General features: G+C 58.6%; 12 protein-coding genes. 6 read left to right on the top strand and 6 right to left on the bottom strand.

Going from position 1 to position 12,240, the window contains the following annotated elements:
- Positions 1–77: 77 nt before the first annotated feature.
- Genes ribB through ribH form a run of 4 tightly spaced genes read left to right on the top strand, consistent with a single transcriptional unit; the run spans position 78 to position 2,115 of the window.
- Positions 78–785, top strand: coding sequence for a 3,4-dihydroxy-2-butanone-4-phosphate synthase (gene ribB / locus NT137_02900; GenBank protein MCX6652286.1), 708 nt, complete (start codon positions 78–80; stop codon positions 783–785).
- The gene (locus NT137_02895) at positions 782–1,234 is read left to right on the top strand and encodes an FAD synthase (GenBank protein MCX6652285.1); all 453 of its coding nucleotides are present in this window, start codon (positions 782–784) and stop codon (positions 1,232–1,234) included. Before ribB ends, NT137_02895 begins: the two co-directional genes overlap by 4 nt.
- Entirely contained in the window at positions 1,231–1,698 is a 468-nt protein-coding gene (gene ribC, locus NT137_02890; GenBank protein MCX6652284.1) for a riboflavin synthase, read from the top strand. Before NT137_02895 ends, ribC begins: the two co-directional genes overlap by 4 nt.
- A gap of 6 nt (positions 1,699–1,704) precedes the next feature.
- Positions 1,705–2,115 (top strand): 6,7-dimethyl-8-ribityllumazine synthase, encoded by a 411-nt coding sequence (ribH, locus tag NT137_02885; GenBank protein MCX6652283.1) that lies wholly within the window; start codon positions 1,705–1,707, stop codon positions 2,113–2,115.
- A gap of 2 nt (positions 2,116–2,117) precedes the next feature.
- On the opposite strand, the gene NT137_02880 is transcribed toward ribH, so the two are convergent.
- Both NT137_02880 and NT137_02875 read right to left on the bottom strand, forming a co-directional pair.
- Entirely contained in the window at positions 2,118–2,609 is a 492-nt protein-coding gene (locus NT137_02880; GenBank protein ID MCX6652282.1) for a DUF3795 domain-containing protein, read from the bottom strand.
- Positions 2,606–3,796: an aminotransferase class I/II-fold pyridoxal phosphate-dependent enzyme gene (locus NT137_02875; GenBank protein MCX6652281.1), complete on the bottom strand. Its 1,191-nt coding sequence runs from the start codon at positions 3,794–3,796 to the stop codon at positions 2,606–2,608. The genes NT137_02880 and NT137_02875 overlap by 4 nt, the downstream gene beginning before the upstream one ends.
- 124 nt (positions 3,797–3,920) lie before the next feature.
- Between NT137_02875 and NT137_02870 the strand changes: the two genes are divergently transcribed.
- On the top strand, positions 3,921–5,846 hold the full coding sequence (locus NT137_02870; protein MCX6652280.1) for a phosphoadenosine phosphosulfate reductase family protein: 1,926 nt from the start codon (positions 3,921–3,923) through the stop codon (positions 5,844–5,846).
- 73 nt (positions 5,847–5,919) lie between these two features.
- On the opposite strand, the gene ftsZ is transcribed toward NT137_02870, so the two are convergent.
- Both ftsZ and NT137_02860 read right to left on the bottom strand, forming a co-directional pair.
- Positions 5,920–7,122 carry a cell division protein FtsZ gene (gene ftsZ / locus NT137_02865; GenBank protein MCX6652279.1) on the bottom strand — a complete coding sequence of 401 codons (1,203 nt, stop codon included), beginning with the start codon at positions 7,120–7,122 and terminating at the stop codon, positions 5,920–5,922.
- Between the two features lie 110 nt (positions 7,123–7,232).
- Positions 7,233–8,369, bottom strand: a complete 1,137-nt coding sequence (locus tag NT137_02860; protein ID MCX6652278.1) for a class I tRNA ligase family protein — start codon at positions 8,367–8,369, stop codon at positions 7,233–7,235.
- A 199-nt stretch (positions 8,370–8,568) separates the two neighbouring features.
- Here NT137_02860 and NT137_02855 point away from each other — a divergent pair, with 199 nt between their 5' ends.
- On the top strand, positions 8,569–8,928 hold the full coding sequence (locus NT137_02855) for a roadblock/LC7 domain-containing protein (protein ID MCX6652277.1): 360 nt from the start codon (positions 8,569–8,571) through the stop codon (positions 8,926–8,928).
- A 9-nt stretch (positions 8,929–8,937) separates the two neighbouring features.
- On the opposite strand, the gene NT137_02850 is transcribed toward NT137_02855, so the two are convergent.
- Together NT137_02850 and metG are read right to left on the bottom strand one after the other, a co-directional pair.
- Positions 8,938–9,600 (bottom strand): PHP domain-containing protein, encoded by a 663-nt coding sequence (locus NT137_02850; GenBank protein MCX6652276.1) that lies wholly within the window; start codon positions 9,598–9,600, stop codon positions 8,938–8,940.
- The gene (gene metG / locus NT137_02845; GenBank protein MCX6652275.1) at positions 9,597–11,810 is read right to left on the bottom strand and encodes a methionine--tRNA ligase; all 2,214 of its coding nucleotides are present in this window, start codon (positions 11,808–11,810) and stop codon (positions 9,597–9,599) included. Before metG ends, NT137_02850 begins: the two co-directional genes overlap by 4 nt.
- Positions 11,811–12,240 lie beyond the last annotated feature (430 nt).

Genomic DNA, 12,240 nt, shown 5'->3' with positions numbered 1-12,240 from the left:
GGAGGAACTGTTCTACCATCGGAATGGTAGTTACAAAAGGAATAATATCGCCACTCCGGATTCAGCGCGGACGCTCCATGTCCGACGTTCTCGATCAAACCCTGCATTGTCTGAAAGAAGGGAGATTCGCCCTCGTCTACGATTTTGACAACCGGGAGCGAGAGACGGACATGGTGATCGCATCGCAGTTCGCGTCGCCCACAGCCATCAAGACCATGCGCCAGGACGCGGGCGGACTCATCTGCACAACGGCCAGCTATGAGGTGGCGCAGAAACTGCAACTCCCATTCCTAGTGGATGTCCTGGCGAACTCGTATCAGAGCTATCCGGTGCTCTCGAGACTGGCTCCCAATGACATTCCCTACGACACTAAGTCCGCGTTCTCGATCACGATCAATCACCGACGGACGTTCACCGGCATTACTGACAACGACCGCGCCTTGACGACGTCGGAGTTCGCCAAGTTGGCTAAGGCCGCGCTGCAGGAATCCTCGAACCAGGCCAGGGAGGACTTCGGCCGCGATTTCCGTTCTCCTGGGCACGTTCATCTGTTGAATGCGAGCCAGCAATTGCTCGTCAAGAGAAAGGGGCACACCGAGCTATCCACAGCGCTCCTGGCGCTCTCCGGATTGACGCCTTCGGCCACCATCTGCGAGATGATGGGAGAGGACGGCAACGCCTTGGGCAAGGAGAAGGCTAAAGACTATGCCCGGAGATACGACCTCTGTTTCTTGGAGGGTCAGGATATCATCGATGCCTGGAATGGGTCAGGTCGAGGAAAATGACCAGGGTCATGGCCACCGGAGTCTTTGACATCCTGCATACCGGTCATCTGCACTATTTGTCCGAGGCGAAGCGGTTGGGCGACGAGCTGATAGTGGTCGTCGCCACCGACGCCACCGTGCGAAAGAGGAAGCACGAACCGATCACGCCCGAGAGAATGCGGGTGGAGCTGGTCGGCGCTCTGAAACCGGTGGACAAGGCCGTGCTCGGAAAAGAGGGTGATATGTTCGATATCGTCGCCGAGCTTCACCCGGACGTGATCGCCTTAGGATATGACCAGCAGTTCGACGAAGAGCAACTGGAGAGAGACCTTCTCTCCAGAGGATTGAAAGTTCGGGTGGCTCGCATGGCGAAATATGAGGATGACCTCAACGGCACCCGCAAGATCATCCAGAAGGTCATCGACTGGCATACGGTCAGCAGACAGTTGGAGAGGGAGGAGGGGCATTGAGGCGCATCGGCATCGCGGACACCACCTTCGCCCGGTTCGACATGGGAGGGGCGGCCATTCAGGAACTCAAGTCCATGGGCACGGGCTTCGAGATCATACGCTACACCGTACCAGGCGTCAAGGACCTGCCGGTGGCATGCAAGAAACTCATCGAGGAGAAGGGCTGCGAGATCGTCATCGCCCTGGGAATGCCTGGACCGAAGGCTATCGACAAGCAATGCGCACACGAAGCCTCCACCGGTCTGATCCAATGCCAGCTCATGACGAACCGCCACATCATAGAGGTGTTCGTGCACGCGGATGAGGGCCAGGATGCGAAGACGCTCGCATGGCTCGCGGAAAGGAGAGCCAGGGAGCATGCCCGCAACGCGTACCATTTGCTGTTCAAGCCCGAGGAGCTTGCCCGGAACGCCGGCAAGGGGCTGAGACAAGGCTACGAAGACGAAGGACCTTTGAGGGAGTGAGGAGAGATGAAGCGATACAACATCGGCATAGTGGTGTCGGAGTTCAATTTCGACATCACATCAATGATGCTTGAGAGAGCGAAAGCGCATGCGCAGTTCCTGGACGTCAACATCGCCAAGGTGCTGACCGTACCCGGGGTTTTCGACATCCCCTTGGGAGTTAAGAAGTTGATCCAGGACAAAGGCATCGATGGCGTCGTGACGTTGGGCGCGGTCATCGAGGGCGAGACCGATCACGATCAGATCGTGATGCAGAACGCAGCCAGGAAGATCACCGATCTGGCGGTGGAGTATGGTAAGCCTGTGGCCCTGGGCATCAGCGGACCGGGCGAGACCAGGCTGCAGGCGCAGGACCGCATTGAGAAGGGCCGCGATGCATTAGAGAGCTGCGTCAAGATGCTTCGCCGGTTGGACTGAGCTCACTTCATGTTGATGTGGCGGTAGTGCTTCCGCCGGCCCTCGGTCCAGCCCTCTATCCCCAATTCGTGGATGAGGCGCGGGTTCTCGTCGATCAGATGGTGCTGCCGGAGCGGCTCCAGCTTCGGACATAACTCAGCAGAAGAACACTCCCAGCAACCCTCCAACCCCTTTTCCCGTGCACAATCGCGCACGCGGCAATCGGTCTTTCCTCCTCCCTCCCGACACGGAAGTATGCAACGCGTGGATATAATCGCATCAAGGGTATCCTCGAAGTCTTGATACTTCTCGAGCCGAGGGTCCCTTCTGGACCGAATTCTGCAATAGGCATGGAAATCCACATCCGCCAGTTGCTTTCTTGCTTCTATCAGCGCGGAATAGAGCCCGTCCCGCGAAGGAATGCAGTCCCCACAGCGCAGCCCGCAATAGGCGGTGCGCCTCTCCTCGTCGCTTAGGCCTGCTCGTTTCATTTTCCAAGACCGTTCGAGGTTCATGCATTCTTGCGCATGAAAGCGTCCAGGCGGTCGAAAGCCTCGGTCAGGACCGCCACCGGCGGAAGGAACACTGACCGGAAGTGCCCGGCACCATAGGTCGGATCGAAGCCGGAGCCATGGACGAAGAGCACGTGCGTCTCATGCAGCACGTCTAGCACGAACTCCTTGTCCGTCCTCCACTTCTTCAATTCTACCTTAGGGAAGATGTAGAACGCTCCTTTGGGCTTGGTGCTGCTGATGCCCTCTATCTCATTCAGGCGCTTGTGCGCGAACGCTCCCCTTTCTCGGAGCTTGCAGCGCGTGACCTCCATGTAATCCTGTGGCCCCTTCAGAGCCTCGATGACCGCCAACTGGCAAGGATGATTGGCACAGAGGCGCAGACGCAGCTGTTTGACGAAACCTTCCTTGATCTCGTCCAACTCCCCTCTGGGGTCGCGGAAGCAGCTGTAGCCCAGCCTCCAACCCGGCAGAAGGTCGACCTTGGAGAAGCCGTTGAACAGCACCATCGGTATGTCTGGCGCGACCACGGACGGGGAGCAGTGCTCGCCCTCGAACGTCATCTGGTCGTAGATCTCGTCCGACATGATGAACATCTCATGCTCTCCGACCAGGTCGGTGATCCCCTTGAGCACTTTCCTCGAGTAGAGCGCCCCGGTGGGATTGTTAGGGTTGATGATGACCATGGCCTTGGTCTTGGCGGTTATCTTCTTCCTGATGTCGTCCAGGTCTGGCTGCCAACCATTGGCTTCGTCCGTCTTGTAGGCGACCGGCACGCCCCCGAAGTACTTGATGTACTCGGTGTAGGAAGGATAGGATGGACCAGGGACCAGTACCTCATCGCCTGGATTGACCGAAGCGGCGACGATGTTCAGAATGCTCTCGCTCACCCCGTTGGTGATGAAGATGTCATCCACGTCCGCGTCCACATTGTTCTTCTTCCGCTCCTTCTCCAGAAGAGCCTGACGAAGCTCGAGAACGCCTTCCTCCTGAGTGTAGCCGTTGTCGCATTCCTCGACCGCTCGGCAGAGTGCTGCCCGGACATGCGGTGGGGTCTCAAAATCCCACTTGTTCGGATCCCCGATATTGAGCTTGATGATTTTCACGCCTTTTTTCTCTAGCTCTCTCGCTGGAATGGTGACCTCGCGGATGGCGTAGTCGATGTTCAGCGCGCGTTGCGTGGCCCGCATGACACTCAATCTCAAGGCGTTAAGCGCATCCATATATTTGTAGGGTTCGAACCGCCAGGTTGCTCCCGACCCCCGAAGCTCGCCCGAGGCATCTTTTAATACCTGAGCGCCGACTCGCGGTCTTATGACCCTAGTGAGGCTGGGCAAGCTGCAACTGCACTGGTGCCAGCACTGTCATTTGCCCGTACTGGAGGATGGACGATGTGGCATCTGCGACTCCCAGACCGAGGAGGTTCGGATGACCCCTCCCGGCGATGTCAGACCGGCCTTCGCTCACGATCTTGATTCCTTGCGGAAACTGGTGGACAGGCAGTTCGGCCCTGGCACGGGAGACGCTTTGATCCCCCCGGGTGAGGTAGCACTGCTAAACAAGATCCCTGCCCTGGACCGCATGGACGAGCTCATTCTGGACGGCGAGGTAGTGGGAACTCTGCGTTACGATATCGGAAAGGGCTTCGTCTTTCTGGCCCGAACCACCGCGGCCAAGCGCATCCAGGACAAGCTGTCGAGGGGGTTCGTGATCACGGACCAGGGGGCGATCGAATTCCTCTTGAAGGGGCTCAACCTCATGGCGCCAGGGGTGAGCAAGGCGCATCCCGAAGTCCGAGTGGGTGACGAGGTCATCGTCGTCGACCCATTGGGTAGGGCGGTATGCACGGGCACGGCCCGTATGAACGCGGACCAGATGAACGAAGGGCAGAGGGGTATGGCGGTTAAGTGCCGCTGGTATGCGGAGCCCGGTAGCGCCCCGCGGCCGCTGCCCGCTCGCAGCCTGGACGATGTGATCCGCGCGAACGAGAGAGTGCTGAAACGCCGGGTGGAGGAAGGGGTGACTTTCATCAAGCGGACCTTGGAGAGGAACCACCTGCCGGCCATGGTCTCATTCTCTGGAGGCAAGGATTCCTTGGCCACCCTCCTGCTCACCCTTGATGCCAACCTCAGGTTGCCAGTGTTCTTCATCGACACCGGATTGGAGTTCCCGGAAACGGAAGAGCACGTCCGCTCCATAGCGGAGAAACATGGATTGCAGTTGATTGTGGAACAAGCTCCAGAGGGCGCCTTCTACGGCAACCTGGACTACTTCGGCCCGCCGGGCCGTGATTTCCGCTGGTGCTGCAAGACCAACAAGCTTGGACCGACGGTCAGGGCGATAATGAAGCACTATCCAAACGGGGTGCTCTCATTCATAGGCCAGCGTAGGTATGAATCAGAGCAACGCTCCGAGAAGCCAAGGGTCTGGAAGAACCCCTGGACGCCAGGTCAGATAGGCGCATCCCCCATCCAAGATTGGACGGCGCTGCACGTTTGGCTCTACATCTTCTCCAAAGGCGAGGAATACAACCCCTGGTACGCCCGAGGACTTGACCGCATCGGCTGCTACTTATGCCCCGCCTCGGATCTGGCGGAGCTGGAGGTGGTCGAGAGCGAGTTCCCTGGATACGCGCGCTGGCGGGACGAATTGCAGCGCTACGAGAAGGAGGGTGGTCTGCCACAAGCCTGGTCACGCTACGCTCTCTGGCGCTGGCGCCGGCTGCCAGACTCCATAAAGAAGGAGCTGGAAGGGATGGGCGTTTCCGTTACGGACCTGCGCCCCAGATCCACGGATAGGAGCAAGGGAAGAGGCATCCAGCTCAAGATACAGGAGGGTTTCTCCCCCTGCGTCGTGGGATTCAGCGTGGAGGGGGCCTTCAGCCAAGGGCTCGATCTGGAAAGAGTGGCGGAGGTCCTGAACCAACTGGGAGAAGTGGAGCTCGACCGAGAGGAAGGTTGGTGCCTGGCGCTCAACGTCCGCATCTTCGCCGAGGGTGCCCTGGTGGCGAAAGGAAAGGACCAGGCTCAAATAGAAGAAAGTATTGAAAAGGTGCGCCGGGCAGTGGTCAAGGCCGAGGAATGCGTCGGTTGCGGAGTCTGTATCGCCAGGTGCGATGAGGGTGCACTCACGCTTGAGCAGGGAAGGCTCAGAGTGTCTAAGGAACGATGCATCCACTGTGGCAGATGCATTGAGCCATGTCCCGCCTTGAGTTTCGGCGATTCCGCGTTTGAGATGTGACCGCGACGGTGCTACCGCCGCGGCGACGGGACGCGTCCTCGTGTGCCCCCTCTGCCCGGCTCCTGATTCTGGCTCAACGCACGAAGTCGATGCCGCCGTCGTCCGAAGCTCTCCTTCCTCCGGAAGGAGCGGGGCCCGCCCCCACCCTCGGTCGAGGCTGATCGAATTCGCCTCCCAGCTTTCCGGTGCCTGAGTCCCTGCCAAGCATGTACTTGGACTGCGCTCCGGTGAGGATGAGCAGGATCTTTATCGTACCCTCGACCTCGGGGTCGATCGAGCATCCCCAGATTATCCTCGCCCGGTCCGCGACGCTGTTGGTGACGATCTCCGCCGCCTTCTGCGCCTCGCCAACGGTCATGTCCGGACCACCAACGACCCGGATGAGCGCTCCTGCGGCCTGCTTCAGGTTGATCTCTCCCAGCAGGGGGCTGTGCAAGGCTTCGTTGACAGCGGTCTTCACGCGATCGTCATCATCCGAGTTCGCCTCGCCGATGCCCACGAACGCCACTCCGCCCTCGTTCATGACGGTCATGATGTCCGCATAGTCAAGGTTGACCAGGCCAGGTTTGGTGATGATCTCAGTCAGCCCTTTGATCGTCTGCATGAGCACTTCGTCCGCCACCTTGAAAGCAGCGTCCACAGGCAGTTTGGGCACCAGCTCCAGAAGCTTGTCGTTCGGGATGACGATGGTTGTGTCAGTGATCCGTCTGAGCTTGTCCAGGCCTGACATGGCGTTCTCCATTCGCACCGTGCCCTCAGCCTTGAACGGAAGGGTGACGACGCCGATGGTGAGCGCGCGAATCTGCTCCTTGGCGATCCTGGCCACATAGTGCGCTGAGCCAGTGCCGGTTCCGCCTCCCATTCCAGCGGTGATGAAGACGATGTTGGCGCCGTTCAAGAACTCACGGATCTCCATGTCGTTCTCCCGGGCCGCCTGCTCCCCCACCTCAGGAATCGCTCCCGCGCCGAGGCCGCGTGTGGCGGTCTTGCCGATGAGTATCTTCTTGGGGGCTCGGATGGTCAGCAGGTGCTTAGCATCGGTGTTCAAGGCACAAAGTTGCGCTCCGCTTACTCCGGCGTCAACGCATCGATTGATGGTGTTCGAACCACCGCCCCCGCAGCCGACGATCTTGATGCAGACGTCGAGCTGCGCCGCGATCCGCTTCAGCTCCTCATCGACGATCGAGTTGCCCGCTGGGGCCTGCGGCTGCGCTTGTGCTTTTTCCTGAGTCTCCTTAAGGCTCGCTAGAGCATTCTTTACCAATGAACTTGGCATGAGTGCATCCCTCTGCTACTGAAACGCCAATCCTGGATATAAATATTGCGCGGACCCAGTATTATTCCGAAGGTCATCTGGCTTGAGACTTGGTTTTCCTGTCCTTCGCCTCACCTAATGACCTTGAGAACGACCTCGGGCCAAGCGACGATGTGGATGCTCGGCTCAGACTCATAGACTCGGAAGTACCGCTGGTAGATGTCCTCGGCGGTTTGAGGCATGAGCCCGGAAGCGAGGCGCAAGCTCACCAGCGCCAGAGTGTAGGCGGTCAGAAGTGCCGAAGGGTCCTTGGCGGCTATGCGTTGCCTAGCTCCTTCCATGAACTCGGCGAGATCGCTCTTGAGAAAGACGTTGATCTGCCCCAGGGCCTCTCGTTTCCTACCCGCGAGGACGAGGGAGGTCACGGATTCGACTATCTCTTGGATGCGCGTCAGCACCCATACATCGGAACCCTGCAGTTGTGAAGGATCCATGTTGGGTCTCGCCTCCACGCTATCCTTGATGGTCTTTCCCACCCGGTCCAAAGTGATGCGGATCGACGTCTCCAGCTTCCTCTCCGTGATTATCTCCGAGGTCTCGTCCACCTCCTTGGACTTGCTGGCGGTGATGGCCTTCTTGAGAGGTTCATCGATCTTCTCATCGTACACCCCCATACGGGTGAGGTCTGGAGCCAAGCGTAGCATCTCGGTCAAGTATCCCTTTAGCATGTTGGCTGCTCTATATCGGTGCTTGATGAAATCCAGGGAAGAGGCGATGTCTTGCAGAGCCTCAAGTGTCTCTCCGTCCAGAAATGATTCCTTGGACATCTCGGCCAGGGCCTCGATGTCGCTCACTGGCATATCCCTGTTGCGCGCCATGGCAATGAGGAGAGAGGTGCTTTCGTAGAAGGAAGCGTAAGTGATGGCATGGACCCCTCTCTTCTCCTTCAAGAGGTCCACCGCCGCAAGGCGCACCTCCCGATTGGGATGGGTGAGACTATCCAGAACGGCCTTCATCCCCGATCGGTCCTGGACTATCTGGTCCAGCAGCTTGCGGGCCGCACTGGAGACGCGCTTGCTCCCATGATGGTAGTTCTTCAACAGAATGGTGACCATGCCCAAGGGGTCATCCGCGGCGAGATGGAGGATCCGCTTCTCCATCCTTCCCCGTTCCATTGGTATGTAGAGAGCTCGTACCAACGATGCCTCTATGCGTGCAGCTTGTCTCCTCCGCGCGAAGGCGGCACCAATGGAGCCCTTTTCTTCCATCCCGTCCCCGCTTCTGTATGAACCGACCCGAATTAAAACCCTTTCTTCCCCGACCTGGCAAATGAATGTTCAGCGCTCCGATACTAGGGGTCATTCGCCGTGGTTCTGGGTCGAGCGGGGACGGACAATCGGGTCCAAAGTTTTTTATCAGGAGGCAATTATTATCAAACTGGCAAATCCGAAGGATGGGGGCTAGCACATGGGAGAGATCTCGCAGGTTAGGGTGGTTCTGGAAGAGATAAAGCACCTGGAACACGTGCAAGAGGTCTCCCTGGTCTCCCGTGGAGGCATGTACGTTCTGGGGGACGGACCCAAAGGCGTGCATCTGGAGACCTACGCGGCCATGTCTGGAATAATGGTAGGGGCCGCAGAAACGACCGCGGCTGAACTGAAGGACGACCTCAAGCACGTCATCATCAAGCTCACCGACCGGGACCTCATATTGATGGGCGCCAGCAATCGGTACATTCTCTGCATAACCACGGATGGAAAGGACGAAGGCAACAAGATATCGAAGTCAGCGGCTCAGATCATCTCAAAGGCGGACCTCAATTTCTAGATCGCTAGCCTACAGACGACGAAAGCCGCGTCTCGCCCACATCCCGATGGATCTTGTCCCATAGGCCAGGGTCTGGCCGGCTCCCCGACCACGACCTCCGACCTTGACCTTCTTCGAGAGGATCGCTCTTACGAGGGAGTCCGCGTCTCCGCAATCGTCCGCGAACACCAGATAAGCGCTGCCGACCAGACCGGGCCGGTGAGCGTCGGACCCGGCCGTCGTCGGTAAGCCCAGCTCTTCCGCCAATCTAGATGCGCGACGATTCCCGCGGGCCGTATTCCGACCGTTGAACGCCTCCACTGCATCGAACCGGGTCTGCCTCATCGCCCTCTCTCCCAACCCAGACCATAAGCGGTAAGGATGGGCGGCCACGGCGATCCCTCCCTGTATTCGGACGAGGTCGACGGTCTCCCCCGCGGAAAGGTCCCTGGGCACCTCCTCCGAGATGTTGTAGGCGAGGATGTGACCTTCTGCTGAGGTGATCTCCATGCCTGGAACGACGATGATGTCTTTGGGGGCGGAGGCCATGGCGTCTCTCGCTCCCCGAAGGGAGTTGTGGTCCACCACCGCCACCGCTCCCAGGCACTGCTCACGGCAAACCGCGAATATCTCCTCCAGCGTCTGCCGGCTGTCGCCAGAGTGATGAGAGTGGACGTGCAGGTCGGCCTTCATCTGACCTGAGCCCCGTTTTCTATCTCTCCTCCATCCACGGTGATCGCCACCCCTTTCTCGGTGAAGAGGAGGAGAGCTACACTGGCCTCGGGTGTAGGAAGGAAAACTGCCACCTTGGCTGATGCTCCCACTCCCGTCGGGATGCGGACGTCCACTTTCTTGCCAAGGTCGACCTTTCCTCCCTCCAATGCCCCCACCCTTATTGTCAGCTTCTGGAAGTCCGAGAAGGTCATCTCCTTTTCACTCTGCGGCAATCCGCTGCTCACTGGGTCTCCGGGAGCGGCCTCTCCAGCTGGAATTAGCACCTTGACTTTTCCCCCAGCCTCCGCCGCCAAGAGCATTCCCATGGATTCCACGCCTCTGAGCTTGGCGGGCTGCAAGTTGGTGACGACCACGATGCTCTTGCCCTTGAGCTCCTCGCCTGGATAGTGGGCACGCAGACCGGCCACGAGCTGGATCCTCTTGCCCACATCAACATCCAGCACCAGGAGCTTCTCCGCGTCAGGATGGGGTTTGACATCCAGTACCTTGCCCACCTTGAGGTTCAATGTCTCGAAGGCTCTGAACTCATTGCCCTTGGTCTCGATGACCATCTTGCTGAAGAGCGGTTTGGGCTCAGGAAGTGCGGCCCCCGCCTCTAGCGGCATGTCGACCCAGGACCAACCCCGAGAATACAGACCCTCCTTCATCCCCAGTTGCGACCACAGCCTCTCCGAGGAACGAGGCAGGTAGGGATGGCTCATTATCGCCAGCGCCTTTACTATCTCCAGATTGAGATGCAGTGCCGCCCCGCACTTCGCCTTGTCGTTCTTGATTAGGGCCCAGGGCGCCATGCGATCGAAGAATTGATTGCCGAACTGCGCCAGGTCCATGACCGCTTTCAAACCCAACTTGAATTGGCAGGAGTCGAGCGAACGCTCCACCTCGGCCACGCAACTTCCGATCGCCTCGGCCACCTGGCGCTTCTCCTCCTCCAGACCCTGCAGCTCCGGCACCTTTCCGAAGTTCTTGTGAGTGAAGCTCAGCACCCGGTGGTAGTAGTTGCCCAGCGTGGCAACCAGCTCATTGTTGACCTTGGCCTCGAAGTCGTCCAGGGAGAAGTCGGTGTCCCGGTTCTCAGGCATGTTCGAGGCCAGGTAGTAGCGTATTAGGTCCGGATCGAACCTTTCGACGAGGGAAGGAACGTCCACCCCCACCCCTCTGCTCTTGGAGAATGCCTCGCCCTTGAAAGTGAGGAACTCGTTCGCCGGAACGTCATAGGGAAGATTGAGTCCGCCGTAGCCCATGAGCATGGATGGCCAGATGATCGTATGGAAAGGGATGTTGTCCTTGCCCAGGAAGTAGTAGCTCCTCGTTTCCGGGTCCGTCCAGAAATCCCTCCAGCGGTCTGGCTGGCCATTTAGTCTGGCCCATTCCTTCGAGGCGGCGAGATAGCCGATGACCGCTTCGAACCAGACGTAGATGACCTTGCCTTCCCAGCCCTCTAGATGCACTGGCACTCCCCAGGACATGTCCCTGGTGATGGCCCGGTCCTTGAGACCGCTCTCGAGCCAGTTCCTGGTGAAAAGCCTTACGCTCGGCCTCCAGTGGTCCTTATCCTGCACGAAACGAAGCAGTGGCTCTTGGAACGCGCTCAGCTTGAAGAAGAAGTGCTCCGTCTCCCGCAGCTCAGGAGAGGAGCCACAGCGAGTACACCTCACGCCCTCCAGCTCACCGACCTCAAAGGTCGCCCCGCACTTCTCGCACTGGTCGCCCCTGGCCCGTTCATTGCCGCAGCGCTTGCAGGTGCCTTCCACATAGCGGTCAGGCAGGAACTTGTTGCACTTGAGGCAGTAGTACTGCATCGTTCCTTTCTTGTAGAGAAAGCCGTGCTCGAGAAGGGTGAGGAAGAAGTCATGCACCACCTGGAAGTGGTTCGGGTTGTGCGTCTTCGTGAAAAGGTCAAACTGGATCAGCAGGTCCTGGATGGCCTTGGAGTTGATGCGATGGTAGCGCTCCGCTATCTCCTCTGCGCTGACGCCTTCTTTCTCTGCCTTCACGGTCACCGGGGTGCCGTGTTGATCGGAACCGGAGACCATGAGCACCTCATCCCCTCTGAGGCGGTGGTAGCGGGCGAAGATGTCAGGGGCGAGCAATGAACCTGCCACGTGACCCAAGTGGATTGGCCCGTTCGAGTAGGGCCACGCCACGCAAATCAGAATCCTTGCCATTACTATCGGCATCGAATAGAGAAGGGGGGATTTAAGCGTTGACGGCTGGAGCGGCGGAATCGCTGGTTCGAATCCGGCTGAGCCCGCTCATCCCCGACCCTTGATGTCTTATCCAGAAGGGATCGTTCTCGGACGCACTTGGTTTGTGGATCCCTTGACGACCATGAACGTCCGTTCTGCAAGCTCGTGATCTTCACATTTTCGCTCTGGCTCTGTTGGATGCTCCATCCTACTCCCCTCCGTTATCTTTAAACCCCGTTAATCGGATATGAGGTACGAAGTTGGGCCTTGGAACGCCCTATTAGGAGGAAAGAATTTGGTAGAAGTGGAAATGACCTTCGGTGTCCCCGACGAGATCGTCGCCGAGCTGAAGAAGAAGTATGCAGATGAGAAGGAGAACAACCTTCGTGTGACCAAGGCGAAGCCGTTG

It is taken from the genome of Methanomassiliicoccales archaeon (genome assembly GCA_026394375.1).
Classification (GTDB): Archaea; Thermoplasmatota; Thermoplasmata; order Methanomassiliicoccales; family UBA472; genus JAJRAL01.
Note: the sequence above shows the minus strand (reverse complement) of the source record. Positions and strands in the feature narration are given on the sequence as shown.